The sequence below is a fragment of the Paenirhizobium daejeonense genome (assembly GCF_014280875.1).
Lineage (GTDB): Bacteria > Pseudomonadota > Alphaproteobacteria > Rhizobiales > Rhizobiaceae > Allorhizobium > Allorhizobium daejeonense.
On sequence record NZ_JACLAL010000006.1, the window covers coordinates 458,715 to 484,997 of the forward strand.

Below are 26,283 nucleotides of genomic sequence, written 5' to 3' on the forward strand. Positions count from 1 at the left end.
CAACGGCGCAGCTTGGCCGCAAACGCTTGGTCTACCGTGCTTTGGACAATTTTTCGCCCGATTCGAACGGTCAAGAAACGGTTCCCCATCCGAAAGGTTTCACATGCTTCGCTTTCATAAACTCGCCCTTGCTGCCTGCGTCGCTCTGATCGGGCTCCAGAACCAGGTTCTGGCCGAAGACGCCGTCGTCGCCAAGGTCGGCGATCTCACCATTACCCAGTCGGAACTCGACCTTGCCGTTGCCAATCTCGATCCGCAGCTTTCCCAGCTTCCGGAAGAGCAGAAGAAGGTTGCAGCCCTTTCCGGCGCCATCGACGTCAAGCTGCTCGCTGGCAATGCCGCTGGCGAAGGCCTGAAGGACGATCCGGAATATCAGCGCCGCATGGCCTATATCGCCGATCGCGAGCTGCATAACCTTTACTTCAAGAAGCACGTCGTTGACGCGGTCACGGACGATGAAGTCAAGGCGCGCTACGAGAAGGAAATCGCCGCCCTGCCGAAGCAGGAAGAGGTTCGCGCCCGCCATATCCTCGTCAAGACCGAGGAAGAGGCCAAGGACATCATCAAGCAGCTCGACGCCGGCAAGGACTTCGTCGAACTCGCCAAGGAAAAGTCGACCGACCCGAACAAGTCGGAAGGTGGCGACCTCGGCTACTTTACCAAGGGCCGGATGGTACCGGAATTCGAGGAAGCCGCCTTCGCCATGGAGAAGGGCGCCTATTCCAAGACCCCGATCAAGACGCAGTTCGGCTACCACGTGATCAAGGTCGAGGACAAGCGCGAAGCCGCTCCTCCGACCCTGGAAGAAGTCGGTCCGCAGGTTCGCCAGCTCGTCATGCGCGACAAGTATCTTGAGATCATCGAAAAGGCGAAAGCCGAAAAGAAGGTCGAAATCGTCGACGAGGCCCTGCGCAAGGGCTACGAGGATGTGAACAAGCAGCAGGCAGAGCAGCCGCAGCAGTAACTGCTGTTTCCGTTCAAATCCCTGGGCCCGCATCTTGCGGGCCTTCCTGTTACAGGTGGTATCGATGTCTGAAGCCGTTTCTCCCCTCGCTCCGAAATCCTATCCCGAGATGCCGGTGATCCGCGGCGTGTCCATGTCGACCGCGGCGGCAGGCATCAAGTACAAGAACCGCACCGACGTCCTGCTGATGTCCTTCGAGCGTCCGGCGACCGTCGCCGGGGTGTTTACCAAGTCCAAGTGCCCTTCGGCTCCGGTCGATTTCTGCCGCTCCAACCTTGGGCATGGTGTAGCGCGCGGCGTCGTCGTCAACTCCGGTAACGCGAATGCCTTCACCGGTATCAAGGGCCGTGCGGCGACGGAGCTTACCGCGAAGTCGGCTGCGGCTGCCCTCGGTTGCGCGGAGAACGAGATCTATCTCGCTTCGACCGGTGTGATCGGCGAGCCGCTGGATGCGACGAAATTCTCTGGTGTTCTGGGCGACATGGCAAAGGGCGCAACCGGCGATTTCTGGCTGGAAGCGGCACGAGCGATCATGACCACCGATACCTATCCGAAGGTCGCCACCCGCTCGGCCGAGATCGGTGGAGTGAAGGTGACGATCAACGGTATTGCCAAGGGCGCCGGCATGATCGCGCCCGACATGGCGACCATGCTGTCCTTCGTGGTGACGGATGCCGATATCGCGGCACCTGCATTGCAGGCGCTTCTCTCCGCCGGCGTCGAGCCGACCTTCAATTCGGTGACGGTCGATAGCGACACTTCGACGTCGGACACGCTCCTGCTGTTTGCAACCGGGGCAGCTGCCGCAGACGGCCAGAAGAAGGTCGAATCCGCCGAGGATCCGGCGCTGTCCGGGTTCAAGTCCGCCTTGAACGATCTTCTGAAGGACCTTGCCCTCCAGGTGGTGCGTGACGGCGAAGGCGCTCGCAAGATGGTTGAAGTGACCGTCGTCGGCGCTGAGACGGATCAGGCCGCCAAGAAGATTGCGCTTTCCATCGCCAATTCACCGCTGGTCAAGACGGCTATTGCGGGCGAGGATGCCAATTGGGGGCGTATCGTTATGGCCGTTGGCAAGTCCGGCGAAATGGCTGATCGCGACCGTCTGGCGATCTGGTTCGGTGACATCCGCGTTGCCGTCAATGGCGAGCGGGATCCGGCCTATTCGGAAGCTGCGACCACGGCCGTCATGAAGGAGCAGGACATTCCGGTAAAGGTCGATATCGGCCTCGGCGATGGCCGCGCGACTGTGTGGACCTGCGATCTCACCAAGGAATATGTTGCGATCAATGGCGACTACCGGAGCTGACGACCAGAATGCTCGCTGTACCCTTTGAAGACAATCTGCCGCTGGTGCGTCGGCTGGAAGCCGTGGGCTTCCGGGCCTGGCCGGCGGCAAATGTGCAATATGACGGCAGCTGGCAGATCCGGCTGACCGGCGGTCATCCTTCCAAGCGGTTGAACTGCATTGTCGCGCTCGATCCGTCCGACAGCCGCGACATCGCGATCCGGTTGGAGAAGGCCGGGCGGAAGTTCGCTTCTTACGGTCGCCCGCTGATCGTGCGCCAGACGCCGCTGGCGCCGAAGCCGCTCATCGATCACCTGGAGACGGAAGGCTGGGAGTGCTTCGAGGACGTGGTCACGATGACCTGCGATCTCGCGGATATCGTGTTGCCGGATACGCTCGATCATCTTCCGACTCATGATGTCGGCCGTTATGTCGATGCAAGCCTCGAACTGCAGGGCGAAGACGCGGCCCTCAAGCCGGCTCTTGCCGAAATCATCGGCGCGATCAAGCCGCCGACGGGTCTCTTCCTCATCGAAACGGCCGAGCGGGGACCGGTCGCGACAACGCTTTGCGTCCAGGACAACGATCTTGCCGGCATCATGTCGCTTGCTGTTGCGCACGACCAGCGGCGCAAGGGGCTTGGCCTTGAGGTGCTGACTGCGGCTTTGCGTTGGGCTCGAATGCGCGGCGCCCGGCGTGCCTGGCTACAGGTCGTTGCCGACAACGAGCCTGCAATCGCCCTCTACCACAAGCTCGGCTTCAAGGAAGCCTATCTTTACCACTACTGGCGCAAGGGAAAAGACGCATGAGCGACGGGGAAAAGCAGATCCTTCTCGTTGCGGCCTGCGCGCTGATCGACAGCGACGGCCGCATACTTCTGGCCCAGAGGCCGGAGGGCAAGTCGCTGGCAGGCCTTTGGGAATTTCCGGGTGGCAAGGTCGAGCCGGGGGAGACCCCCGAGGAGACGCTGATCCGTGAGATGGAGGAAGAAATCGGCATTACGACCAAGGTTGCGTGCCTCGCGCCGCTGACATTCGCTAGCCATACCTACGAGACATTCCATCTGCTGATGCCGCTCTTCGTCTGCCGTCGTTACGAGGGCATTGCCCATGGCAAGGAAGGGCAGGCGATCAAGTGGGTTCGCCCGCAGGCACTGCGCGATTACCCCATGCCGCCGGCTGACGAGCCGCTCATTCCCTTCCTCCAGGATCTGCTTTAGGATATCCTACAGTTTAAGGACGTTTTAAGGACGTTCTTAACGCAAAGTTTATCACCATCAGGCAAAGCTCGCTTCTGTTCATGCGTTAGAGCGTGCGTGGAGCGTGTCATGGTAAACGAGGATTTCTGGAAGACCGTCCGGTCGAGAGAGCGGTCTTCGCAAAAGTCGGGAAAGACTGGAGTTTTGAACATCGCCTTGCTGTTCGGCACGGCGGTGATTGCGCTGTCGCTTGTCCTGACGCCAATGCTCGCCGGAAAGACGGAACGAAAGAGCCTCGCCTTCCAGCCGGACGAATACGATATGCTCAGCACAGGGTCGATCAACCGGTCGGATAACGGCAAGCGGTATACGATCCGTCGCAGCGTTCTTCAGAAAACACCAGGATCGGTTTGCATCGTCGACGGCTATGGCGCCGACGGGTGCTGATTCAATATTTCAGACAAGTCATAATTTCTCGGCCGTTCGGTCAACACTCGCGGGAGACGAAATGCATCTCGTCCGGAAATTCCTTGCAGACCGACAGGGCGCGACCGCTATCGAATATGGATTGCTTGCGGCGATCATGGGGGCCGCTCTCATCGGTGGCTTCGGCATGTTCAGTGGGTCGCTTCAGAACATGTTCGGTACGATCGAAACGAATGTGACGGGTGCCGGCAACTGAGCCGGATCGTCATTCCATAAGCTTGCGGTTCGGATCGAGCGCATCGGCGAGCCGCATTTTCGCGGATCCCGGCTTCAGCGGCTTCTGTTGGCTTTCGTGTGCCGCCCATCCCGATACGTAAATGATGGAGAAGGTGGCGCGGATACGTCCGTCCGGGTCTGAATAGCGCTCCGCATAAAGCTCGGCCGCCCTCATGAAAAACGCCCTGTTCACCGGCTTTTTGCTGCGCCCGAGCAGCGGATTGGTCATACCCATGGCCTTCAGGTCTCGCATGAGCGGGAAGATCGAATCATAGCGGACTGTATGACTCTCTTCGTCGATGACGGGCAGGGCGAAACCGGTGCGCTGCAGCAGCCCCCCAATGTCGCGAATATCGGCAAAGGGTATGACGCGCGGGCTTGCGCCGCCATAGAGTTCCGCCTCTGCCGCGAGCAGTACGTCGCGCAGTTCGGCAAGCGTGCCGGCGCCGGGAATTGCCGCGAGGAACAGGCCGTCGGGCTTCAGGGCGCGGCGGATCTGCACGAGCACGCCAGGCGTGTCATTGGTGAGGTGCAGCGATAGCGGAGAGAGCACCAGATTGACCGACTGGGGTTCCAGCGGCACCGTTTCCCATGCTGCTTCGCGGACGCTCTCTGCGCCGGAGGTAAGGTCCGGTGCAACCTCGATACGTTCCAGCCGGTCGATCTTGCCGGTGGCAAGGGCGGCGCGTGCGGTGAGACCTGTGGCGCCATGCAGTTCAACGGCATCCTCGAAGCGGCGCTCGACCAGCGAAAGTCTATCGGCGATTTCGCCTGCGGCGATCTCCAGCAGGAAATCGGCGCCCTCGGTCATGGCCGACAGCGCACGCCTGCGGTTGGCGGCGATCAGCCGGTCGTCGAAAAGCCTTTCCATCAGAAGACATCCTCTTGAAATTCACGGTCTGGCAAAGGCGCCGGCAAGCGCCTAATGTCAACCTTATGTCGGGTCGCATAGAGCAAAATTCCATGCCGGTCATCAGGACGGTTATCTTCGATCTGCCATTGCGTGTGGTGGGCGGCCTGCGTGACGCCGTCTTTCCTCCCGGCTGCGCCCACTGTCATGTGCGTACGGGGCGGCATGGCGCGCTATGTCCTTCCTGCTGGTCGGAGCTTCGGCTCATCGAACGGCCGTTCTGCGAGGTGCTCGGCACGCCGTTCCAGCGCGACCCCGGCGCGGGTATGGTTTCGGCCGAGGCGATTGCCAATCCGCCGGCATTCGATCGTCTGCGCTCGGTTGCTGTGCATGACGGCATCGCCCGGGATCTCGTGCACGCCCTCAAATATCGCGACCGGACAGACCTCGCGCCGATGATGGCTGGGTGGATGGTGAGGGCGGGTGAAGAAGCCCTTTCCTCCTGCGATTGCGTGGTCTCCGTTCCGCTTCATCGCAGCCGGCTGTTCAGCCGCATGTTCAATCAGTCGGCGGAACTGGCGCGCCATGTGGCGCGGCTTTCCGGTCGGCGGTTCGAGCCGCAGGCGCTTGTGAGACGGAAGCGTACCAGCCAGCAGGTCGGGCTGACAGCCAATGCCCGCGAACTCAACGTTCGGGGAGCCTTCATCGTGCCGGAACAGTTGTCCCCCGCCGTGTTCGGGCGGCGTATCGTGCTGGTCGATGACGTCTATACGACAGGTTCGACGGTGAGTTCGGCAACGCGGGCGCTCAAGAAAGCGGGTGCTGCCGATGTCACAGTTTTAACCTTTGCAAGGGCATTGTCCGGTCCTATATGAGCGTGATTGAGACAACCTCATTTCCCTTCTTGCGCTTACCTGATCGGAGTATTCCATGGCATCGGTGACCATCTACACGAGACAGTTCTGTGGTTATTGCGCCCGCGCGAAAGGCCTGCTCGAGTCCAAGGGTGTTGCCTTTGTCGAGCATGACGCGACGGACAAGCCGGAGCTTCGGCAGGAAATGATTTCCCGTTCCAACGGCCGGATGACATTCCCGCAGATTTTCATCGGCGACTTTCATGTCGGTGGCTGCGACGATCTTTACGCGCTGGATCGTGACGGCAAGCTCGATCCACTACTGGCCAATTGAGGAAGATGGACATGAGCTTTAAAGTCGCTGCCATCCAGATGTGTTCGGGTGTCGACCCTGAAAAGAATGTTGCCTCCATGATCCGGCTTGTGCGCGAAGCCGCCGCTCATGGTGCGGTTTACGTGCAGACGCCGGAGATGACTGGAGCAATTCAGAAGGATCGCAAGGGACTACAGGCCATCCTGCGCGACGAGAATAGCGATCTGGTCGTCAAGGCAGCGTCGGAACTCGCACACGAACTTTCCATCCATCTGCATATCGGTTCGACTGCGATCCTGCTTGCCGATGGGAAGATTGCCAATCGTGCTTTCCTGTTCGGTCCTGATGGTCGCAAGATCACCAGCTACGACAAGATCCATATGTTCGACGTCGATCTCGACAATGGCGAAAGCTGGCGTGAAAGCGCGGTGTATAGACCGGGTTCACGCGCCGTGGTGGCGGCTCTCCCGTTCGCAAGGCTCGGGTTTGGCGTCTGCTACGACGTGCGCTTTCCGCAGCTCTTCCGGGCGGAAGCCCTGGCCGGAGCCGAAATCCTGACGACCCCGGCCGCCTTTACCCGGCAGACGGGGGAGGCGCACTGGGAAGTACTGCTTCGTGCCCGCGCCATCGAGAATGGTGCATTCGTGATTTCGGCGGCCCAGGCCGGTGTGCATGAGGACGGTCGCGAGACCTTCGGGCATTCGATGATCGTCGATCCCTGGGGCAAGGTGCTGGCCTCTGCTGGCGGAATGGGTGAGGCCGTCGTGATTGCCGATATCGATACCGCTGCCGTGAAGGCTGCCCGGGCGAAGATCCCCAACCTCAAGAACGCTCGGGACTTCGAAGTGGACATTGTCGCTCCGCTGCTGGCGAAAGGGGGCGTCACCGTTTGATCCGCTATTCTCTCATCTGCGAGAATGCGCACGACTTCGAGGGCTGGTTCTCGGAGAGCGCTGATTTCGACCGTCAGAAGGCAAGCGGGTTTCTGGCTTGCCCTGTCTGCGGTTCGCTTGACATATCGAAAGTGCTGATGGCGCCTTCGGTATCGACCGCGCGGCACAAGGAGAAGATCGGTGCGCTGGCGGTCAATGAGGCGCAGAAGGAAGTGGTGGCGAAGCTCAAGGAGGTCATTACCTCCATTCGCGCCAACAGTGAGGATGTAGGGGAACGCTTTCCCGAGGAGGCCCGCAAGATTCATTACGGCGAAACGGAGGCACGCGGCATCGTGGGCCAGGCGTCACCGAGCGAGGTGAAGTCGCTGATTGACGAGGGTATCGAGATCGCACCGCTGCCGATGCTGCCGGATGATACAAACTGAAGCGTGACTACCCTCTTCAGACGCACATTTTTTTCAATCAGCCTTTGAAGCCGCCACTTTCCAGGTAGGCATGTTCCTCGGGCGTTGTTTCTCTGCCGAGAGCGGCGTTGCGATGGGGAAAGCGGCCGAAGCGGGCGATGATATCCCTATGCTCCAACGCGTAGTTCATGACCTGTTGATCGTTTGTCAGTTCGAAATGCTGGGTGAACAACGATACGCTGAGTTCCTGGTCCGTGGGATCCTCGGAATGTTCGAAGGGTAGATAGAAAAAGATAGCCAGCGATTGATCGACGATTTGGTCGAACCCCCGATCCAGTGCCCGGCGAGCAATCGCGCGGGCCAGCCCATCGGTTGCGAAGGCATGACCGCTGCCGCGAAACAGGTTTCTAGGAAACTGGTCGAGCAATATCAGGAGCGCAAGTGAGCCCTCGGCCGTTTCCTCCCATTCGGTATATTCGCCACGCGAAGCGGCGAAATGCGAGCTCAGATAATCGCTTTGAATAAATGCGTCGAACGCGTCATCCTTGACGAACCATTTCTCCGGTCCAGCCGCCGTCCAGAAGGCGAGGATGTCGCTTGCCGCCGTCATTTCGTGACCTCTGATGGTGGGCCGCCCGATCGACGGGCCAGCACCATATAGTTGACGTCGATGTCGGAGGAGAGGTTCCACTGGTTCTGCAGCGGGTTAAAGAATACACCCTTCATTTCCACCACCTGCATGCCGCTTTTCGACAACGGCGCCTCGATCTCCTCAGGCCGGACGAGCTTTTCGTATTGGTGGGTGCCGCGTGGAAGCCACTGCAACACATACTCGGCCCCGACGATAGCAAGGGCGGCAGCCTTGAAGGTTCGATTGATGGTCGATACCAGCATGAGGCCGCCGGGCCGAACCATCGAGGCGCAGGTCGTCAGGAAAAAATCGACATCGGCGACATGCTCGACGACTTCCATGTTCAGGACCACGTCGAATGTCTCGCCGGCTTCGGCAAGCGATTCCGCCGTAACGGCCCGGTAGTCGACGGTCACGCCGGTCTGGTCGGCATGGGTCATGGCGATCTTGATGTTCTTTTCCGACGCGTCGGCACCCAGCACATCGCCGCCCATGCGCGCTACGGGTTCCGACAGCAGGCCGCCGCCGCAGCCGATATCGAGGATGCGCAGGCCTTCCAGCGGGCGATGCGCCTTCGGGTCGCGGCCGAAATGGGCGCTTACCTGATCTCTGATATAGGCGAGGCGCACCGGATTGATCTTGTGCAGCGGCTTGAACTTGCCGGTCGGATCCCACCACTCTGCCGCCATGGCGGAAAAACGGTCGACTTCCGACTGGTCGATGGTGGTGCGGGCCTCAGCGTTCATGAACCGGATCTCCCTCAGGCTTCTGGCAATTCAAGTCGGACGATCGGTTGGCAAAGTCAAGGGCCGGGATCCGATCTGTCGGAAACGCGAAAGGCAGGGGCCGCCGTTCAAGATCCATTCATGCAGGATCTTCTAACTTGGCACTGTGACGCTTTGTCCGGTTTAAGGGCGTTGGAGCCGCATAGGCTGCAGCTTCTGATATCACGAGCATTTCGCCGCAATGCCGCCGAAAAGGCGGAACATGGTAGCCTGCCTGCGCGTTGATGCGCCAGGAAATAAAAGCCCCGAAAAGGGGACCCGAGGAGTCACCTGAATGAAAAAACTGTCAATTCTGGCAACGGGACTGCTGGCGGCGATCGTCATACCGGCAGTCGCGGAGGCGGCGCCTGCATATTCTACCGCCAATGTGAACATGCGATCCGGCCCGAGCACGCGCTATCCGGCCGTCATTGTCATTCCTTATGGCGCGCGCGTAGAAATCCAGGGTTGTATGCAGTCGGCCAACTGGTGCGACGTTTCCTTTGCCGGTTATCGGGGTTGGGTATCGGGCACCTATCTTCAGGCGCTCTATTCGCAGCGGCGGGTCTATGTCGGTCCCGAATATTATCGACCGCTCGGCATTCCATCGGTCACTTTCTCGATCGACAACTACTGGGACCGCCATTACCGCAACCGCGATTTCTACCGTGACCGTGATCGTTGGCGGGGTGACGATTATTATCGGCCGCGTCCGCCGCAGTATGGCGACGATTGGAACCGTCCACGTCCGCCGCGTTACGACCCAGGATATGATAACGATGGCTGGGACCGTCCGCCGCCGCGTCGCGACAATGACGATCGGCGCAGGCCCCCTCCGCCACCAAGGGTCGACAAGGGCGATCCCGCGAACAGGCTGCCTCCCAACTTCCGGCCTCATGTTGGTGAGGAGCCGGGCCGTAAGCCACAGGGTGAGGTGAGGAGGCCGCCAAGAGAGCCTCAGGGTGGCAATGGTCAGCGCGGTGGTCTTCGTCCGGTTTGCATTCCAGGCTCTCCTGGCTGTGACCGGGAAGGCATGTAACGCAATTTCGTGATGTGCGAACGCGTGAGGCGACGTCCGAAAAGGGCGTCGCCTTTCCTCTTTCTGCGGTTTGCTCAGGTCGAGGTCCAGGTAAGCCCAATCACTTGTTGAGACGTCTCGTCAGGCCATCGACCACCAGCTTTGCCAAAGCTTCATAATCGCCATCGAAATGATGTCCCCCTTCCAGTTGGACGGTCTCAACTGAGCTTCCCTTAAGGGCCGGGCAGGCATCCTCATCGTCGTCGGCGCCATAAAGACACTGGACGATTTGCGGATCGATCTTGCGTATGTCATCGACGGGATCGCCGGCTCCCGAACCTCCTCCGGCCCCGAGCCAGCCGGATACGGAGATTTCCCAGTCGATTTCATGGGAAAGGCCGAGCAGGCTCATCTGGATGATGCTTCCCTTCGCCTTTTCGGTCAGGCCGTTGTAGCTCGCCGGCAGGATGTCCGCCCCGAACGAATAGCCGATCAGTAGGACGTGGTGCACGTTCCAGCGCTTCTTGTATGCGTGGATGATGCGCTCAAGATCGGCCGATGTTTCTGCTGCTGTCCGAGCCGACCAGAAATAGCGTAGCGAATCGACGCCGACGACGGGGATGCCGTCTTTTTGCAGAAAGCCGGCGAGCTCGCGGTCGATATCGCGCCAGCCGCCATCGCCGGAATAGATGATCGCCATCGTATCCTTCGCAGGCGTGGCATCGAGGATCGAGAGTGGCAGGCCGAGCGGCGATTCGGTCTGGCTCTCAGCTGCGACCAGTTCGTCCAGCGTGGCGCCGAGCGTGCTGGCGTCGTCGTCCTTGCCGTCCCGCACATCAATGTCGGAGTGCTTGCTGACCAGGGCGGTCACATGGTCTCGCCCGTCGGACGGAGCGGCCGGGGTCAGGACGACCGTTGCAGGATCCGGCAGTTCTCCATCCGTCAGGCCATAGATCGTATGGTCGCCCTGCACCGTCTTGTCTGCCGGCGTGCAGAGTTCCTTCTGAAGTGGAATGCCCGCTTCCGGATCGACGGCGAGTGTCTGGCCGATTGTCGCTTGCGGGGTCTGGGCGAGGATCGCCAGCGCCATGGTGCCGCCGAGTCCGCTTCCAGCCACGATCGGCTGGAGGACAGAGGCATTGCCCGCCTTGCGTTGGACCTGATGGCTGAGCGATTCGATGTCGGAGACCGTGTAGATGCAGTCGTCGGTATCCTTTGCGAGCGAGGCGATATACTTTGGCGTATCGATGCCGATGACGATGGCGCCGTTGCTGTTCAGGCGTTCGGCTTCCTTCTGATCCTTGTCCTGCCAGCCCGAAGCGTCCGATAGGAGAAAGATGACCGCTTGCGGGGTGTCTTCCGGCATCAGGATGAGCGGAGCGGGGATCATGCCAGTGTCGAATGCCACGTCGTCCGCGAAAGCCGGGGCGGAAATGAGTGCTGCAAGCGATAGAGCGCTGGCGGTCTTCGTCAGTATCGTCTTCATCTCTTCACTACGCCTTTCAATCCGCCGCCGATCAACAGGGTGGCATCGAGCAGTGCGATCATGGGGTTAAGGCCGCCGGATACCGCAAGATAGCGCGGTTGCCATTCGGGGTGGAACTTCGACTTGAAGGCACGCAGCCCCTTAAAATTGTAGTAGCGTTCGCCATGTTCGAAAAATGTGTTGGCTATCCGGTCCCAGGCCGGCGCGACTTCGCGTCGCGAAAGGCCGGCGAGTGGCGCCATGCCTAGGTTGAAGTGCTTATAACCTTCATTCCTCAACTCGGTGAGCAGCTTTACGAAAAGCAGATCCATAGCGCCCTTCGGTGCATCGGGAGCGAAGCGCATGAGGTCAATGGATGCCTCTTCCTTCGTATCGGTCAGCAGCATGTTGGCGAAGGCGACGATCCGATCTTCGAAGCGAAGCAGCGCAACCGGCTGCATCAGCATGTAATCATCGGTGAAGGTGCCGAGCGAAAAGCCCTTCTCCTTGGCATTATGCTCATCCAGCCAGGCATCGGATACGGCGCGCAGGTCTTCCAGAATATCGGTTACCCGTTCGACCGGAACGATCTCGAAGCTGAGGCCGTCGCGTTCGGCGCGCGTTGCCGTCTGCCGCAATGTTGCCCAGCGCCCGCCCTTCAGGTCGAAGCGCTCGAGGTCGACGAGCGCGCTTTCGCCGAGTTTGAAGGCCTGCATCCCGGCATCCGCAATGGCGGGCAGGAGGGCAGGGGACGCCTGATAGAACACGGCGCGGCAACCGGCGGCGCGCGCCGTTTCCACGAATTGCCAGACGAGTTCCGCTCGGGCCTTGCGCGGCCCCACGGGATCGAGAAAGGCGATAAAGGAGCGTCCCTGTTTGCCGTACATGATGAAGGCGTCACCTTCCGGTGAGAACATAACCGCCTTGTCGCCGGTGCGCACCAGATTGGCATCTGCGACATCCTGTGTGGCGACGATCGTAACAGCCTTGGCAACGGCATCCGGGTCAGAAGGGGAAACTGGCAGGGAGGCAGGTCTCAGCAGGCCGAAGAGTGCAAGCGTCGATGAAAGGATCGTGAGCGCCAGCATGGCGCGCAGCGAGCGGGGGGCGTCCGCTTCGAATTCGAATTGCCACCAGAGGTCATGGCTGTATTCGATATCGCGATAGACGAACAGCATCACGATGACGGCGCCGATGCAGAGGACAGCGATGGCCAGCAGCCAGGAGGAGGTCAGTGCCTGACGAAAGAGAGAAGCCGGCCTCACGAACAGACGCCGGCTGACGAAAAGGCCGAAGAGCAAAACGCCCAGCATGGACGCTTCGATGATTGCCACGGATTTCAGCAGGGAAAGCACGAGAGCAGCACTTGCCGCAACACAGGTTGCCCACCATGCCCCATCCAGTCTCTGAGACAGACCGCGCGCCGCTATCACGAGCAGGAGGCCAGTGAGGCTCGCAAGAAAATGCGCGCCTTCGACGATAGGAAGCGGCAGGAAGCCGGAGAGGAATTCGAGGTTGTCGGTCGGCGCAGGAGTGACGCTCGATACGATCAGCATGGCACCGAGAATGAAGGTCAGCGTTGCCAACAACAGGGGGGCGAGACGGGAGGCGGTGCGGACCATGCCAGCGGGAAGCTGCCTGTCGGCAATATTACGCAGTTCCGTGACGGTGACCAGCACGATGGCGATCAGCAACGGCAGAACATAATAGATAAGCCGATAGGCAATCAGCGCGGCAAGGATCTGGTCGGTGCCGACCTGCCCCCCCAGGGCTGCCACCATGACCGTTTCGAACACGCCGATGCCGGCCGGTACGTGGCTGACGATGCCGAGACCGATTGCGACCGCGTAGATGGCGAAGAAGGCTGGCCAGGAAATAGCGGCGCCGGCTGGCAGCAGTGCATAGACAACGGAGGCGGAGAACGCGATGTCGAGGACTGTGACGAGGAACTGACGCGAGAGGGTCCGGGTATCCACGAAACGGAACACGGAGCCGAAAGCCGTTTTGCGGCCGATCCGGGCGATGACGAAGGCAAGGCCGAGGCCAGCGAGAATCAGGACGGCAACGGTCTGCAGCCAGACGGGGTCCAGGCCGACGAGCGGGGCAATTTCCGGGGACATCGGGATCAGCGCAAGCGCGGTGATCACCGTCAGGCCTAGCGAAAAGGAAATTGTCACGAATGCGATGACGCGAGCGATCTCGTCCGGAGCGAGGCCGGCACGCGCATAGGCGCGGTAACGGATCGCGCCGCCAGAGAGTGCGCCGAAGCCGGCAACATTACCGACAGCGTAGGCGCTGAAGGCCGTCAGCGCCACTTCCCCGAGCGGTCGCTTCCTGCCGATGAAGGAAAGAGCGTTCCAGTCGTAGAGACACAGGGTGGCAAAGCTCAATGCGGTAAAGAATATGGCGAGGAATATCGACCCTGGGCTCGTGCTGGCGAGACCGCGGACGACATCGTCATAGCTGACCTCTTCGGTCAGCCGGTAAATGGCAAAACCCACCAGCGCGAAGACAAAAACCGTCAGCAGGGCCATCAGCGGTTTTGCGTAACGTGACAGCCGACCATAGCGCCGATTAAACGCTTCTTCGGTTTCCTCGGGCGCGAAAGTTGCCCCGTTGTCTAGTGCGCGTGAACTCATGATCCTCGTTCCGGTGGGTGAGCGGTTACGCCATTAAAAAAAGCTCCCACCATTTTCATCCGGTTGTGAGCCCCGCGGGCCGCATGCTTGTCACCGCAAATTGCGCTAAATTATGGCGGCTGTCGAACCCAGTTTTCCCTTTTGAAGCAGGAGCGGCCGAAGCGTACCATCCAGTTCGAAACGGGCGTTGCGCCCGCTTCGCTTATTCGCTAAAAGCGCCGCACCAACAGGCCTTTCAGGGCGCAATATTTTCAGCCGGCTTCCGGCATACGGCAAGGGCATACGGTCAAGGCAATGGCACGCATCGTGATGAAATTCGGCGGGACCTCCGTCGCCAATCTCGAACGCATCTATAACGTTGCCCGGCATGTCAAACGCGAAGTCGATGCCGGCCACGAAGTGGCGGTTGTCGTTTCCGCCATGTCCGGCAAGACCAACGAGCTCGTCGACTGGGTGCAGAACATGCCGAAAGTTGCCGGTGCTGCATCACCGTTTTATGACGCCCGCGAATATGACACCATCGTCGCTTCAGGCGAGCAGGTCACGTCAGGGCTTCTGGCCATTGCGCTGCAATCGATCGGCGTGAATGCTCGCTCCTGGCAGGGGTGGCAGATTGCGATCAAGACCGATAATGCCCATGGCGCGGCCCGTATTCAGGAAATCGACGGCTCCGACATCATTCGCCGCATGGGTGAAGGACAGGTGGCGGTCGTTGCCGGTTTCCAGGGGATCGGTCCGGACAACAGGATAGCGACGCTCGGTCGCGGCGGCTCCGATACATCGGCCGTGGCGATTGCCGCCGCCGTGAAGGCTGACCGCTGCGACATCTATACCGACGTCGATGGCGTCTATACCACGGACCCCCGCATCGAGCCGAAGGCTCGCCGCCTGAAGAAGATCGCTTTCGAGGAAATGCTCGAAATGGCCTCGCTCGGCGCAAAGGTGTTGCAGGTGCGCTCGGTCGAGCTCGCCATGGTCCACAAGGTGCGCACTTTCGTGCGCTCGAGCTTCGAAGATCCCGATGCGCCGGGCATGGGCGATCTTTTGAACCCGCCCGGCACGTTGATTTGCGATGAGGATGAGATCGTGGAACAGGAAGTCGTCACCGGTATTGCCTACGCCAAGGATGAAGCGCAGATCTCGCTGCGTCGGCTCGCCGACCGTCCGGGCGTTTCCGCTGCGATCTTCGGGCCGCTGGCCGAGGCGCACATCAATGTCGACATGATCGTTCAGAACATCTCCGAAGACGGTTCGAAGACCGACATGACCTTCACCGTGCCATCCGGCGATGTGGACAAGGCGCTTGCCGTGCTTTCCGAAAACAAGGAGAAGATCGGCTTCGACGTCGCCCAGAGCGAAAAGGGACTGGTCAAGGTTTCGGTGATCGGCATCGGCATGCGCAGCCATGCCGGCGTTGCTGCCACCGCTTTCCGGTCGCTGGCCGAAAAGGGCATCAACATCAAGGCCATCACCACCTCCGAGATCAAGATTTCCATCCTGATCGACGGTCCTTATGCCGAACTCGCAGTTCGGACTTTGCATTCCTGCTACGGCCTCGATAAGAATTGATTCCATAAAGCGGAATCGCCATCCTCGCCGGTCTGACCCCGCGGGCGGCGAGACCGCCCGACCAACGATGTATTCGGGAGCATGCTGGCGATGAGAGACCTTTCCGCGGGTCCACGCGTCCTCCTCAAGCGGTTACGCGAACTTATGGCGGAACCGCTGGAGCCGCAGGAGCGGCTTGACCAGATCGTTCGCCAGATCGCGAGCAATATGGTTGCGGAGGTGTGTTCCGTCTACGTGCTCAGAGCAGACGGGGTTCTCGAACTTTACGCTACCGAGGGTCTCAACAAGCAGGCCGTTCATCTTGCTCAGCTCAAGATGGGGCAGGGTCTCGTCGGTACGATCGCCGCTTCGGCGCAACCTCTTAATCTGTCCGATGCCCAGGCGCATCCCGCATTCCGCTATCTGCCGGAGACGGGCGAGGAAATCTATCATTCCTTCCTCGGCGTGCCGATTCTTCGCGCCGGCCGCAGTTTGGGCGTTCTCGTCGTTCAGAACAAGGCACAGCGCAACTATCGGGAGGACGAGCTTGAAGCGCTCGAAACCACCGCCATGGTGCTGGCCGAGATGATCGCGACCGGCGAACTGAAAAAGATCACCCGCCCGGGTCTCGAACTCGATCTGACACGTGCCGTCACGATCGATGGCGATAGCTATTCCGAAGGCATCGGGCTTGGTCATGTCGTGCTTCACGAGCCGCGCATCGTTGTCACGAATCTTCTCAATGAGGATAGCGAGAAGGAAATCCGCCGGCTCGCCGATGCGATCGGCTCGCTGAGGATTTCCATCGACGACATGTTGTCTCGGCGCGAAGTCTCAATGGAGGGAGAGCATCGCGAAGTGCTCGAGACCTACCGCATGTTTGCGCATGACCAGGGCTGGGTGCGCCGCATGGAAGAGGCGATCCACAACGGTCTGACGGCCGAGGCTGCTGTCGAAAAGGTGCAGAGCGACACAAAGGCGCGGATGATCCGCTTGACGGACCCCTATCTCCGCGAGCGCATGCACGATTTCGACGATCTGGCGAACCGGCTTCTGCGCCAGCTGACCGGCTTCTCGCCACGGACAGTTGCAGACGGGTTCCCGGCGGATGCGATCATCTTCGCTCGTGCCATGGGTGCTGCGGAACTTCTGGATTATCCGCGGGCCAATCTGCGCGGCTTGGTGCTGGAGGAAGGTGCGGTGACGAGCCACGTCGTTATCGTCGCGCGCGCCATGGGAATTGCTGTGGTTGGACAGGCGGCGGGCGCGGTTGCGCTTGCTGAAAATGGTGATCCGGTCATTATCGACGGAGATGACGGCAAAGTGCACATCCGGCCGATGGCCGATTTGCAGAAGGCCTATGAGGAAAAGGTCAAGTTGCGCGCCAGGCGGCAGGAGCAGTTTCGCGCCTTGCGGGATGTCGAACCGGTTACCAAGGATGGAAAACGTATCAAGCTGCAGATGAATGCCGGCCTTCTGGTCGACCTGCCGCAGCTTGCCGATTCCGGCGCGGAAGGCATCGGCCTGTTCCGCACGGAACTGCAGTTCATGATCGCCTCCACCATGCCGAAGGGCGAGGAGCAGGAAAGTTTCTATCGCAGTGTCCTGAAGCAGGCGGGTGGTCGGCCGGTCACCTTCCGCACTCTGGATATCGGCGGCGACAAGGTGGTTTCCTATTTCCGCGGCCACGAGGAAGAAAATCCGGCGCTCGGCTGGCGGGCAATCCGCCTGTCGCTCGATCGGCCCGGTCTCCTGCGCACCCAGTTGCGGGCACTGCTCAAGGCCGCCGCAGGCGCGGAACTCAAGATGATGCTGCCGATGGTGACGGAGGTGGCGGAAATCCGGGCGGTACGCGAGCTGATGCAGAAAGAGGTTCAGCATCTCTCGAAGTTCGGCCACCTGTTGCCCAAGAAGCTGCAGTTCGGCGCAATGCTCGAAGTTCCGGCGCTTCTCTGGCAGCTCGACGAGTTAATGGAGGAAGTCGATTTCGTGTCTGTCGGATCGAACGACCTGTTCCAGTTCTCGATGGCGGTAGATCGTGGCAACGCACGTGTATCCGATCGTTTCGACGTGCTCGGGCGTCCATTCCTGAGGATCCTCCGGGACATCGTGCGGGCCAGCGAGCGGTACCAGACGCCGGTGACGCTCTGCGGCGAGATGGCAGGCAAGCCGATTTCGGCAATGGCCCTGCTCGGGCTCGGTTTCCGGTCGATCTCGATGTCGCCGACGGCGATCGGCCCGATCAAGGCAATGCTGCTCGGACTCGATATTTCCAAACTTTCGGAGTTGCTGGAGCCTGCGCTGGATGACCATCATTCGCAACAGCCGCTGCGCGACCTGCTCGTAAAATTCGCAGCGGATCACAATATTCCTCTCTGACCTTATGAATGTGGAGTGACGAAGGGTGGCGAAGCTTCCTGTCGAGAAAATGCGCGAACTCGAACGCCGTTTTGGCGAGATAGAGGCGCGCATGTCTGCAGGGCCAGCGGCCGATGTCTATGTGAAGCTCGCTTCCGAATATGCCGAGCTGCAGCCCGTCGTCCGCAAGATCCGCGATTATGAAGGCGCGCTTGCCGAAGTTGCTGGCCTGAAGACGATGCTGGCTGACAAGGCCACCGACCGCGACATGCGCGATCTAGCCGAGATGGAACTGCCGGAGGTCGAGGAACGCATCGAGGCGTTGGAGAAGGATATCCAGATCCTGCTCCTGCCCAAGGATGCGGCGGATGAGAAGAGCGCGATCCTCGAAATCCGTGCCGGCACTGGTGGCTCGGAAGCGGCTCTCTTCGCCGGCGATCTTTTCCGGATGTACGAGCGCTTTGCCAGTTCCAAGGGCTGGAAGGTCGAAGTGTTGTCCTCCAGCGAGGGGGAAGCCGGCGGCTACAAGGAAATCATCGCGACGATCACCGGACGCGGCGTGTTCTCCAAGCTGAAATTCGAATCCGGCGTGCACCGTGTACAGCGCGTTCCCGAGACGGAGGCGAGCGGACGCATCCACACCTCCGCCGCGACGGTTGCCGTGCTGCCGGAGGCGGAGGAGATCGACATCGAGATCCGACCCGAAGACATCCGCATCGATACGATGCGTGCGTCCGGCGCCGGCGGCCAGCACGTCAATACGACCGATTCCGCCGTTCGTATCACCCATCTGCCAACGGGACTGGTCGTGACCTCCTCGGAAAAGTCGCAGCACCAGAACCGCGCCAAGGCGCTGCAGGTCCTGCGCTCGCGGCTTTACGACATGGAGCGACAGAAAGCGGATAGCGAACGTTCGGCCGACCGCAAGAACCAGGTCGGCTCCGGCGACCGGTCAGAACGTATCCGCACCTACAATTTTCCGCAGGGGCGGGTAACGGATCACCGCATCAACCTCACCCTCTACAAGCTTGACCGCATGATGGTGGGCGAAATCGACGAAATGGTCGATGCGTTGATCGCCGACTATCAGGCGGGGCAGCTTGCCCAGCTTGGTGAAGTGTCGTGAGCGAGGAAGCAGAAAAGGCCGATCCTGATACCGTCGGCAGCCTGATTGCCGAAGCGAGGCAACGATTTGCAGCAGCAGGCCTGGCCGATCCGGCAACCGATGCGCGGGTGCTGGTCAGCGGATTGCTGAGGCTCTCGGCGACCGCGGTCGTTCTAGGCGCCAACCAGACGGTGGGTGCCGAGCAGGCCAGCGTTGTCCGCTCTGCAATTGACAGACGGGTAGTCCGCGAGCCTGTGCATCGCATTCTTGGCGAACGGGATTTTTATGGGCTGACCCTCAAGCTTTCGCCCGACACGCTCGAGCCGCGTCCCGACACGGAGATCCTCGTCGACGCCATCCTGCCGCATCTCCAGCGTGTTGCCGCCCAAAAGGCCGGCGCGCGAATTCTCGATCTCGGCACTGGAAGCGGCGCAATCGCGCTGGCCCTTCTGAAGGAATGCGATACCGCCCGCGCAACCGGGACGGATATTTCTGCCGGCGCCCTTACAATCGCCGCAAACAATGCCTATCTCAACGGCGTCGGCGAGAGATTTGAGGTGCTTGAAAGCGCCTGGTTCGAGAAGATCGAAGAACGACACTTCGACATCATCGTGTCAAATCCGCCTTACATACCCACAAAAGTGGTCCAAGCGCTTGAGCCCGAAGTCAAGGATTTTGATCCCGAACGGGCACTTGATGGCGGCCAGGATGGTCTTTTCGCTTATCGCGCGATCGCGGGCAACGCGGCCTCGCATCTGGCGGACGGAGGCGTGGTGGGACTGGAAATCGGTTACGATCAGAAGCAACCGGTCACCCAAATATTTGAGGCTAAAGGATTTTCCTTGCTCGACGCGCGGCAGGACTATGGCGGCAACGACCGGGTCCTGTTGTTTCATCCAAGGCGGACGTAACAAGTTTGCTGCGTATGCTAAGGATATTTTGCCTTTTGAAAGAAAAGGCTTGGTTTTCGCAATGAAGCGTAATAGCTTGCGGGCACGCAACGGGCAGCGGGGAATGAACGAAGATTCGTTCGGGTCTGGGGTCTGCTTCGATTTCCGCTCGTCACAGAGCTTCGCGGGGCGAGCAATCCCGGTGCGTAACTCAGTAAACTTGACTTTCACCAACGGCAAAGAAGCGGTGGCGCAATATGCCCGCGGCAGGCGCAGCCTTGGTCCGGTCCAACCAGAACCAGTAGCGCTGCCTTTTATCAGCACAACAGAAGAATTCAGGTGAATTATCGATGAGGCCAGGACAGCAGAACAAGCGTGGTCGGGGGCGTAACAACGGCGGTGGCGGCGGTGGCGGAGGAGGAAACAACTTCAACCGCAAGGGCGCCAACCCTTTGACTCGGACCTACGACAGCTCGGGTCCCGACGTGAAGATTCGCGGTACGGCCCAGCACATCGCAGAGAAGTATTCCGCTCTTGCACGCGATGCCCAGAGCGCCGGCGATCGGGTCATGGCCGAGAATTACCTGCAGCACGCTGAACACTACAACCGGATCATCGCTGCCGCCCAGGCGCAGATGCAGGAACGCTTCCAGCGGGACGACCGGGATGATCGCAATGATTTCGGTGACGACATCGACGGTATGGACGAACCGGTTGCCGTTTCTCAGCCACAGCATCAGCCGCAACCGCAACAGCAGCGACCGGTCGAAATTGCCGGCTCTGGCCCGCAGCCGGTGATCGAGGAGATCCCCGCCGAAGTTGCCGCCGCCGTAGAGGAAAGCGAAGCGGAAGGTACCGCGGAGCGTCAGCCGCGTCGTCGTAGCGCTTCCAACCGCCCGCGTCGCCAGCCCCGCCGTGCCAATGCCGCAGCAGAGACCGGCGAAGGCGGAGACAGTGGCGCTGCGGAGGCCGCGCCTGCGCTGGCAGATGCAGCTTCGGAATAACGGAAACGGGGAGGCATGTCCCGATACGGGGACTTCCGCACCCAATCTTGACGAATATGAAGCTCCGGTCCCCGACCGGAGTTTTTTCATTTAAGCGCCTCTTTAAACGGGAAAACCGCTTACCATATCTCGGTCGAAGGGATCATTCATCGTCCCCACGGCCCGCCTTATAGGGGGCCATCCTCAATCGCCGTCCTGCGCCGGTCCGGGCAGGGCGGAAAATGGAGACTGGCTTATGAACATCGAAAAATATTCCGAGCGCGTTCGCGGATTCCTGCAATCGGCGCAAACCAATGCGCTTTCCGAGGGCCATCAGCAATTCACGCCCGAGCATGTCCTCAAAGTCTTGCTTGATGACGATCAGGGTATGGCGTCTTCCCTCATTTCGCGCGCCGGTGGTGACCCCAAGGAAGCGCGCATTGCCAACGATGCCGCGCTTTCCAAGCTGCCGAAGGTTTCGGGCGGCAACGGTCAGGTTTATCTGTCTCAGCCGCTGGCCAAGGTTTTCTCCACGGCCGAAGAGGCTGCCAAGAAGGCCGGCGATAGCTTTGTTACCGTAGAACGGCTGCTTCTGGCGCTAGCGATCGAAACTTCCGCTTCGACTTCAGCCACCCTGAAGAAGGCCGGCGTTACCGCGCAGTCGCTCAATCAGGTCATCAATGAAGTCCGCAAGGGCCGTACCGCCGATAACGCAAATGCCGAACAGGGTTTCGATGCGCTGAAAAAGTATGCCCGCGATCTGACCGCGGAAGCCCGCGAAGGCAGACTCGACCCGGTGATCGGCCGCGACGACGAAATCCGCCGCACGATCCAGGTCCTGTCGCGCCGTACCAAGAACAATCCGGTGCTGATCGGCGAGCCGGGCGTCGGCAAGACGGCTATCGCCGAAGGTCTGGCGCTGCGCATCGTCAATGGCGACGTGCCGGAAAGCCTGAAGGATAAGCAGCTCATGGCGCTCGACATGGGTGCATTGATTGCCGGCGCCAAGTATCGCGGTGAGTTCGAGGAGCGGCTGAAGGCTGTCCTGAATGAAATACAGGCTGAAAACGGCAACGTCATACTGTTCATCGACGAGATGCACACACTGGTAGGGGCGGGCAAGGCCGATGGCGCGATGGACGCTTCCAATCTTCTGAAACCGGCCCTTGCGCGTGGCGAGCTGCACTGCGTGGGCGCGACTACGCTCGACGAGTACCGCAAGCATGTCGAGAAGGACCCTGCTCTGGCCCGGCGTTTCCAGCCGGTCATGGTGGACGAACCAACGGTCGAGGACACGATCTCGATCCTGCGCGGCTTGAAGGAGAAGTACGAGCAGCACCACAAGGTGCGGATCTCTGACTCGGCGATCGTAGCGGCGGCGACCCTATCGAACCGTTACATCACTGATCGTTTCCTGCCTGACAAGGCGATCGATCTTATGGACGAGGCGGCATCGCGGTTGAGGATGCAGGTCGATTCAAAGCCGGAAGAACTCGATGAGCTTGACCGCCGCATCATTCAGCTCAAGATCGAGCGCGAGGCGTTAAAGAAGGAGACCGATGCCGCATCTGCTGACCGGCTGAAGCGGCTGGAGAGCGAGCTTGCTTCGCTGGAAGAACAGGCTGATGCCCTGACGGCCCGCTGGCAGTCGGAAAAGCAGAAGCTTGGCCTGGCAGCGGATCTCAAAAAGCAGCTCGACGATGCGCGCAACGAACTGGCGATTGCCCAGCGCAAGGGTGAGTTTCAGCGGGCCGGCGAGCTTGCCTATGGCGAGATCCCGAAGCTCGAAAAGGAACTCGCCGAAGCCGAAGCACGTGACGGCGACGCTTCCTCCATGGTTCAGGAGGTCGTTACGCCTGATGGTATTGCGCATGTCGTATCGCGCTGGACCGGTATTCCGGTAGACAAGATGCTGGAGGGCGAGCGTGACAAACTGCTGAGGATGGAAGACGAACTGGCGAAGTCGGTTGTCGGTCAGGGTGATGCCGTGCAGGCGGTTTCGAGGGCGGTTCGCCGTTCGCGCGCCGGTTTGCAGGATCCTAACCGGCCGATCGGCTCGTTCATCTTCCTCGGCCCTACGGGTGTCGGCAAGACCGAGCTGACGAAGTCGCTGGCGCGCTTCCTCTTCGACGACGAAACCGCCATGGTTCGTATCGATATGTCGGAATACATGGAGAAGCACTCCGTGGCCCGTCTGATCGGTGCACCTCCCGGTTATGTTGGCTACGAGGAGGGTGGCGCGCTGACTGAATCGGTTCGCCGCAAGCCGTATCAGGTTGTGCTGTTCGACGAGATCGAGAAGGCCCATCCTGATGTCTTCAACGTGCTCCTGCAGGTGCTCGATGACGGACGCCTGACCGATGGTCAGGGTCGCACCGTGGACTTCAAGAACACGATCATCATCATGACCTCAAACCTGGGTGCCGAATATCTGACCGGCCTTCGGGACGATCAGGACAGCGAAGCGGTTCGCGATCAGGTCATGAATGTGGTGAAGGCATCGTTCCGGCCGGAATTCCTGAACCGAGTCGATGAGATCATTCTGTTCCACCGGCTGCGCCGGAGCGAAATGGGGGCGATTGTCGACATCCAGCTGAAACGCCTGACCGCGCTTCTGGCAGAACGGAAGATTACTATCGACCTTCAGCCGGATGCTCGTGAGTGGCTGGCGGATAAGGGCTATGATCCGGTCTATGGCGCACGTCCGCTGAAGCGCGTGATCCAGAAGTTCGTCCAGGATCCAATGGCCGAGCAGATCCTTTCCGGCTCGATTGCCGACGGCTCGCTCGTCAAGGTCAGCGCCGGTTCGGACCGCCTACTGTTCTCGACGGTACGGAAGGTCAGCGAAGCAGCGTAAGCTGACGACGAAAGTATGCGTGACAGAAATGGCGGCCCTTGTGGCCGCCATTTTGTTTTCCGTCTTTTCGGCGCGTGGCATGTTGGCCGGTGGTCATTTGCCGGCCCGGCAGAAAGGCCTCGGGAAAAGGCATTAGTTGCTCGCCACTTCGGCCGGTTTGCCGCCCTGGGCCAGAAGCGCGTCGATGCGTGCGCGCTCGTCCTGGAAGCGGGCGAGCGCATCGCCTTCCAACGATTTTCCGCCCGGCAGGCGAACCTTCATGGCGTCAACCTTGGTGCCGTTAACGATTAACTCGTAATGCAGGTGGGAACCGGTGGATTCCCCTGTCGAACCGACCCAGCCGATGACCTGACCCTGGGTAACCTTGGTGCCCGGGGTGATGCCCTTGGCGATCGCGCTCTGATGGTTGTAGGAGGATTCGTAGCCGTTGGCGTGGCGAATAATCGTTTGATTGCCATAGCCCGATGCCCAGCCTGCCTTTTCCACGACGCCGTTGCCCGACGCGATGATGGGGGTGCCACGCGGCGCGGCCCAGTCGGTACCGGTATGCATGCGCGAATAGCCGAGGATCGGATGTTGACGCATACCGAAACCGGAGGTCAGGCGACCGTTCGGGACGGGGTTGCGCAACAAGAACTGGCGGACGCTCTTGCCGGTCTCGTCATAATAATCGACCGAATTATCATCGGGGCTTTGGAAGCGATAAAATGAAGTGACAGTGTCGCCGAAACGGGCGCGCACGTAAAGAAGTTCGCTTTCGTCCGTGGCGCGGCCGGTATCGTCCTGCACGGAAAAGCAGGCCTCCATCGTGTCTGTCGGCTTCAACTGGGCCTGGAAATCGACATTGGCGGCGAGTAGGCGGATGACCAGAGAGGTCATTTCCCGAGTCATTCCGTATGAAAGAGCGGCGCGATAAATACCGTCATAGGCGCGCGGCAGGTCGCGCCCGGTGAGAACTGCCGGCGCCTGCTCATCGAAGGCAGTCGCGACTGCGTCGAGCTTCGGCGGTTCTTCGCCCTGAACGAGCCGTCCGACGTCGTTGACGGCCAGCGTCACCACGTGGTTACCCCTCCGATAGAGGCTTATTCGCACGATGCGAACTTCTTCACCACGCTGAATGACGCCGATACGCAGGACATCGCCCTCATTCAGATCCTTCGAACCTGCATGGGGTGCGAGCACCCGGGCGACGTCCTCGGCCTTCGGCTTGGGATAGCCTGCGGCGATCATCACCGCATCTATGCCTTGGCTACGACGAACCGGCAGCACATCGTCAGCATATTCCGGTGTATCGGGTGTGAGAAGTTCCGGTGCTGCTACCGTCATGTTCTGTTCCACGACGCGAGCGGTCAGGCCCGAGGCAATGTCCATGGCGTCGTCACCATCAGTGTCGAAGCGACGCGGGTCGATGTAGTAGAGTGCGGCTACCTGGCTCGCTCCATCCGTCAGAACCGATCCATTCGAGCGGACATTCTCCTCGACCTCATCGAAAGACATCTCACCGGCGAAGGGATGTGTGCTGGAACCCGTGGGGAAAGGTACGCTCTTAAGGCTGACCTCGGATTCGACATCGGAACCGTAGAGAGTGCCGGTGCGAGTTGCCGGGGCTGCGGATTTCTCGTTTGTGGCGAAGATCGTCAACGGATCAAAAGGCGGATAACTTTCCTGAACCTGGTAATTGGCGGCCAGCCCCATCTTCACATGGGCGAAGGGCTGGCGGCGAACAACCTCGCGTTCGCCGTCGTGGGTCACGGTCGGCACTTCAAGGATGGCCTTGTCAACAGGGCGAGCTGCGATCTTCGGGCCGAACAGCCGGGATCCACGCGTAACGGCTTCCGCCTGAGCATCGCTGCCGCCTGTGACGGCAAAGGCTTCAGCCGGAATTGCCAGCTGCTGGCGGCCGTCGAGGGCCGCGAAGAGCGCCACGCCCATGAGAATACAAGAGGTGATGCCAGTCAGAAAGGTGCCGGAAAGCCATCGCAGGGAGATCTCGCGCCGGTCCGGTGCCCGATGTCCATCGGCCAGGATCGGCGCTTCGTTACCTAGCGATCGCAGCATATTGCGGTCCGTCATCATGCGGTCGGCATCCGTCCGTTCAAGAGGCGAGGTTCCGGTTTTCCATTCGCGGGCTACATCTGCATATTTCGGCGCACGCCGTCAAATCCGGTGGCGAAGCACGAAAGGTGCGCGCCCGCGCGTATCTGTAGAACACCCAATTATGGAATTGCCGGGACGGAAAAATGGCCAGTCCGTGGCTGCCGGCCCTGGCACACGGGTATCTCGATGCTTTCTCGACTGGCTTCTCTATATGGGTATCGGCCTCAGCGAACGTTTTTCGTAGTGATCCTCCTGCATTTTAGCTTTCTGGCTTGGTTGGCTTGGCGGGGTGTTTGCCTCATCTCGGCATTATTTCTTTCTTATCAATCACTTAGAATATTTTTGTAATTTTTGTGATAGATAGTGTTGACTTGATTGAGGGGGTAGGATTATACATCCGCTCACTGACGAGGGCGGCGGCGCTGCTGGCGACGAAGTTTCTCGTTCTGAAGAAATCATTGAAAT

Annotated in this window: 23 protein-coding genes and 1 pseudogene; 18 read left to right on the forward strand and 6 right to left on the reverse strand. The window is 60.2% G+C overall.

The window, feature by feature from the left end:
* Window positions 1-103: 103 nt before the first annotated feature.
* From H4I99_RS17335 to H4I99_RS17360, 6 genes and pseudogenes are all read left to right on the forward strand, one after another.
* On the forward strand, window positions 104-964 hold the full coding sequence (locus H4I99_RS17335; protein ID WP_163901824.1) for a peptidylprolyl isomerase: 861 nt from the start codon (window positions 104-106) through the stop codon (window positions 962-964).
* A gap of 64 nt (window positions 965-1,028) precedes the next feature.
* Window positions 1,029-2,270 (forward strand): bifunctional glutamate N-acetyltransferase/amino-acid acetyltransferase ArgJ, encoded by a 1,242-nt coding sequence (gene argJ / locus H4I99_RS17340; RefSeq protein ID WP_163901822.1) that lies wholly within the window; start codon window positions 1,029-1,031, stop codon window positions 2,268-2,270.
* Window positions 2,251-3,058: pseudogene (locus H4I99_RS17345) on the forward strand (GNAT family N-acetyltransferase). Before argJ ends, H4I99_RS17345 begins: the two are co-directional and overlap by 20 nt.
* On the forward strand, window positions 3,055-3,468 hold the full coding sequence (gene mutT / locus H4I99_RS17350) for an 8-oxo-dGTP diphosphatase MutT (RefSeq protein ID WP_163901818.1): 414 nt from the start codon (window positions 3,055-3,057) through the stop codon (window positions 3,466-3,468). The pseudogene H4I99_RS17345 and the gene mutT overlap by 4 nt, the downstream one beginning before the upstream one ends.
* A 108-nt stretch (window positions 3,469-3,576) precedes the next feature.
* A complete protein-coding gene (locus tag H4I99_RS17355; protein ID WP_099059441.1) occupies window positions 3,577-3,894 on the forward strand; it encodes a hypothetical protein in 318 nt (105 codons plus the stop codon).
* Window positions 3,895-3,955: 61 nt separating this feature from the next.
* Window positions 3,956-4,129 carry a Flp family type IVb pilin gene (locus H4I99_RS17360; protein ID WP_163901816.1) on the forward strand — a complete coding sequence of 58 codons (174 nt, stop codon included), beginning with the start codon at window positions 3,956-3,958 and terminating at the stop codon, window positions 4,127-4,129.
* A gap of 9 nt (window positions 4,130-4,138) precedes the next feature.
* Here the strand turns inward: H4I99_RS17360 and H4I99_RS17365 are convergent, their stop codons facing one another.
* Window positions 4,139-5,020 (reverse strand): methyltransferase domain-containing protein, encoded by an 882-nt coding sequence (locus tag H4I99_RS17365; RefSeq protein ID WP_163901814.1) that lies wholly within the window; start codon window positions 5,018-5,020, stop codon window positions 4,139-4,141.
* 92 nt (window positions 5,021-5,112) lie between these two features.
* On the opposite strand from H4I99_RS17365, the gene H4I99_RS17370 reads away from it, so the two are divergent.
* Genes H4I99_RS17370 through H4I99_RS17385 form a run of 4 tightly spaced genes read left to right on the forward strand, consistent with a single transcriptional unit; the run spans window position 5,113 to window position 7,484 of the window.
* Window positions 5,113-5,874, forward strand: coding sequence for a ComF family protein (locus H4I99_RS17370; RefSeq protein WP_163901812.1), 762 nt, complete (start codon window positions 5,113-5,115; stop codon window positions 5,872-5,874).
* Between the two features lie 55 nt (window positions 5,875-5,929).
* Window positions 5,930-6,187 (forward strand): glutaredoxin 3, encoded by a 258-nt coding sequence (gene grxC / locus H4I99_RS17375; protein ID WP_163901810.1) that lies wholly within the window; start codon window positions 5,930-5,932, stop codon window positions 6,185-6,187.
* Window positions 6,188-6,198: 11 nt separating this feature from the next.
* Entirely contained in the window at window positions 6,199-7,059 is an 861-nt protein-coding gene (locus tag H4I99_RS17380) for a carbon-nitrogen hydrolase family protein (protein WP_163901808.1), read from the forward strand.
* Window positions 7,056-7,484: a DUF1178 family protein gene (locus H4I99_RS17385; protein WP_163901806.1), complete on the forward strand. Its 429-nt coding sequence runs from the start codon at window positions 7,056-7,058 to the stop codon at window positions 7,482-7,484. The genes H4I99_RS17380 and H4I99_RS17385 overlap by 4 nt, the downstream gene beginning before the upstream one ends.
* A 37-nt stretch (window positions 7,485-7,521) precedes the next feature.
* On the opposite strand, the gene H4I99_RS17390 is transcribed toward H4I99_RS17385, so the two are convergent.
* Both H4I99_RS17390 and ubiG read right to left on the reverse strand, forming a co-directional pair.
* Window positions 7,522-8,073 (reverse strand): DUF924 family protein, encoded by a 552-nt coding sequence (locus H4I99_RS17390; protein WP_163901804.1) that lies wholly within the window; start codon window positions 8,071-8,073, stop codon window positions 7,522-7,524.
* Window positions 8,070-8,840 carry a bifunctional 2-polyprenyl-6-hydroxyphenol methylase/3-demethylubiquinol 3-O-methyltransferase UbiG gene (gene ubiG / locus H4I99_RS17395; RefSeq protein ID WP_163901802.1) on the reverse strand — a complete coding sequence of 257 codons (771 nt, stop codon included), beginning with the start codon at window positions 8,838-8,840 and terminating at the stop codon, window positions 8,070-8,072. Before ubiG ends, H4I99_RS17390 begins: the two co-directional genes overlap by 4 nt.
* A 313-nt stretch (window positions 8,841-9,153) precedes the next feature.
* Between ubiG and H4I99_RS17400 the strand changes: the two genes are divergently transcribed.
* Window positions 9,154-9,897 carry an SH3 domain-containing protein gene (locus tag H4I99_RS17400; RefSeq protein ID WP_163901800.1) on the forward strand — a complete coding sequence of 248 codons (744 nt, stop codon included), beginning with the start codon at window positions 9,154-9,156 and terminating at the stop codon, window positions 9,895-9,897.
* 100 nt (window positions 9,898-9,997) lie between these two features.
* On the opposite strand, the gene H4I99_RS17405 is transcribed toward H4I99_RS17400, so the two are convergent.
* Together H4I99_RS17405 and mprF are read right to left on the reverse strand one after the other, a co-directional pair.
* A complete protein-coding gene (locus H4I99_RS17405) occupies window positions 9,998-11,362 on the reverse strand; it encodes a virulence factor family protein (RefSeq protein WP_163901798.1) in 1,365 nt (454 codons plus the stop codon).
* Window positions 11,359-13,980 carry a bifunctional lysylphosphatidylglycerol flippase/synthetase MprF gene (mprF, locus tag H4I99_RS17410; RefSeq protein ID WP_163901796.1) on the reverse strand — a complete coding sequence of 874 codons (2,622 nt, stop codon included), beginning with the start codon at window positions 13,978-13,980 and terminating at the stop codon, window positions 11,359-11,361. The genes H4I99_RS17405 and mprF overlap by 4 nt, the downstream gene beginning before the upstream one ends.
* A 294-nt stretch (window positions 13,981-14,274) precedes the next feature.
* On the opposite strand from mprF, the gene H4I99_RS17415 reads away from it, so the two are divergent.
* From H4I99_RS17415 to clpB, 7 genes are all read left to right on the forward strand, one after another.
* Entirely contained in the window at window positions 14,275-15,549 is a 1,275-nt protein-coding gene (locus tag H4I99_RS17415; protein WP_163901794.1) for an aspartate kinase, read from the forward strand.
* Between the two features lie 90 nt (window positions 15,550-15,639).
* Window positions 15,640-17,907 carry a phosphoenolpyruvate--protein phosphotransferase gene (gene ptsP, locus H4I99_RS17420; RefSeq protein WP_163901792.1) on the forward strand — a complete coding sequence of 756 codons (2,268 nt, stop codon included), beginning with the start codon at window positions 15,640-15,642 and terminating at the stop codon, window positions 17,905-17,907.
* Window positions 17,908-17,932: 25 nt separating this feature from the next.
* On the forward strand, window positions 17,933-19,012 hold the full coding sequence (gene prfA, locus H4I99_RS17425; RefSeq protein WP_163901790.1) for a peptide chain release factor 1: 1,080 nt from the start codon (window positions 17,933-17,935) through the stop codon (window positions 19,010-19,012).
* Window positions 19,009-19,902 (forward strand): peptide chain release factor N(5)-glutamine methyltransferase, encoded by an 894-nt coding sequence (prmC, locus tag H4I99_RS17430; RefSeq protein WP_163901788.1) that lies wholly within the window; start codon window positions 19,009-19,011, stop codon window positions 19,900-19,902. The genes prfA and prmC overlap by 4 nt, the downstream gene beginning before the upstream one ends.
* A 103-nt stretch (window positions 19,903-20,005) precedes the next feature.
* Window positions 20,006-20,224, forward strand: coding sequence for a hypothetical protein (locus H4I99_RS17435; RefSeq protein ID WP_164490821.1), 219 nt, complete (start codon window positions 20,006-20,008; stop codon window positions 20,222-20,224).
* Between the two features lie 7 nt (window positions 20,225-20,231).
* Window positions 20,232-20,885, forward strand: a complete 654-nt coding sequence (locus tag H4I99_RS17440; RefSeq protein ID WP_163901786.1) for a DUF4167 domain-containing protein — start codon at window positions 20,232-20,234, stop codon at window positions 20,883-20,885.
* A gap of 235 nt (window positions 20,886-21,120) precedes the next feature.
* Window positions 21,121-23,721, forward strand: a complete 2,601-nt coding sequence (gene clpB / locus H4I99_RS17445) for an ATP-dependent chaperone ClpB (protein WP_163901784.1) — start codon at window positions 21,121-21,123, stop codon at window positions 23,719-23,721.
* 132 nt (window positions 23,722-23,853) lie between these two features.
* Here clpB and H4I99_RS17450 read toward each other — a convergent pair whose 3' ends face one another.
* A complete protein-coding gene (locus H4I99_RS17450; RefSeq protein WP_163901782.1) occupies window positions 23,854-25,797 on the reverse strand; it encodes a M23 family metallopeptidase in 1,944 nt (647 codons plus the stop codon).
* Window positions 25,798-26,283: the final 486 nt, after the last annotated feature.

What these genes read in the sequence shown, in the direction of transcription:
- ptsP (WP_163901792.1), top strand. Translation starts at nt 15,640, where the DNA reads ATGAGAGACCTTTCCGCGGGTCCACGCGTCCTCCTCAAGCGGTTACGC.
- H4I99_RS17365 (WP_163901814.1), bottom strand. Translation starts at nt 5,020, where the DNA reads ATGGAAAGGCTTTTCGACGACCGGCTGATCGCCGCCAACCGCAGGCGT.
- H4I99_RS17400 (WP_163901800.1), top strand. Translation starts at nt 9,154, where the DNA reads ATGAAAAAACTGTCAATTCTGGCAACGGGACTGCTGGCGGCGATCGTC.
- H4I99_RS17355 (WP_099059441.1), top strand. Translation starts at nt 3,577, where the DNA reads ATGGTAAACGAGGATTTCTGGAAGACCGTCCGGTCGAGAGAGCGGTCT.
- H4I99_RS17390 (WP_163901804.1), bottom strand. Translation starts at nt 8,073, where the DNA reads ATGACGGCGGCAAGCGACATCCTCGCCTTCTGGACGGCGGCTGGACCG.
- ubiG (WP_163901802.1), bottom strand. Translation starts at nt 8,840, where the DNA reads ATGAACGCTGAGGCCCGCACCACCATCGACCAGTCGGAAGTCGACCGT.
- H4I99_RS17440 (WP_163901786.1), top strand. Translation starts at nt 20,232, where the DNA reads ATGAGGCCAGGACAGCAGAACAAGCGTGGTCGGGGGCGTAACAACGGC.
- clpB (WP_163901784.1), top strand. Translation starts at nt 21,121, where the DNA reads ATGAACATCGAAAAATATTCCGAGCGCGTTCGCGGATTCCTGCAATCG.
- H4I99_RS17405 (WP_163901798.1), bottom strand. Translation starts at nt 11,362, where the DNA reads ATGAAGACGATACTGACGAAGACCGCCAGCGCTCTATCGCTTGCAGCA.
- H4I99_RS17450 (WP_163901782.1), bottom strand. Translation starts at nt 25,797, where the DNA reads ATGATGACGGACCGCAATATGCTGCGATCGCTAGGTAACGAAGCGCCG.
- H4I99_RS17360 (WP_163901816.1), top strand. Translation starts at nt 3,956, where the DNA reads ATGCATCTCGTCCGGAAATTCCTTGCAGACCGACAGGGCGCGACCGCT.
- H4I99_RS17435 (WP_164490821.1), top strand. Translation starts at nt 20,006, where the DNA reads ATGAACGAAGATTCGTTCGGGTCTGGGGTCTGCTTCGATTTCCGCTCG.
- H4I99_RS17370 (WP_163901812.1), top strand. Translation starts at nt 5,113, where the DNA reads ATGCCGGTCATCAGGACGGTTATCTTCGATCTGCCATTGCGTGTGGTG.
- H4I99_RS17380 (WP_163901808.1), top strand. Translation starts at nt 6,199, where the DNA reads ATGAGCTTTAAAGTCGCTGCCATCCAGATGTGTTCGGGTGTCGACCCT.
- grxC (WP_163901810.1), top strand. Translation starts at nt 5,930, where the DNA reads ATGGCATCGGTGACCATCTACACGAGACAGTTCTGTGGTTATTGCGCC.
- mutT (WP_163901818.1), top strand. Translation starts at nt 3,055, where the DNA reads ATGAGCGACGGGGAAAAGCAGATCCTTCTCGTTGCGGCCTGCGCGCTG.
- mprF (WP_163901796.1), bottom strand. Translation starts at nt 13,980, where the DNA reads ATGAGTTCACGCGCACTAGACAACGGGGCAACTTTCGCGCCCGAGGAA.
- H4I99_RS17415 (WP_163901794.1), top strand. Translation starts at nt 14,275, where the DNA reads ATGGCACGCATCGTGATGAAATTCGGCGGGACCTCCGTCGCCAATCTC.
- argJ (WP_163901822.1), top strand. Translation starts at nt 1,029, where the DNA reads ATGTCTGAAGCCGTTTCTCCCCTCGCTCCGAAATCCTATCCCGAGATG.
- H4I99_RS17335 (WP_163901824.1), top strand. Translation starts at nt 104, where the DNA reads ATGCTTCGCTTTCATAAACTCGCCCTTGCTGCCTGCGTCGCTCTGATC.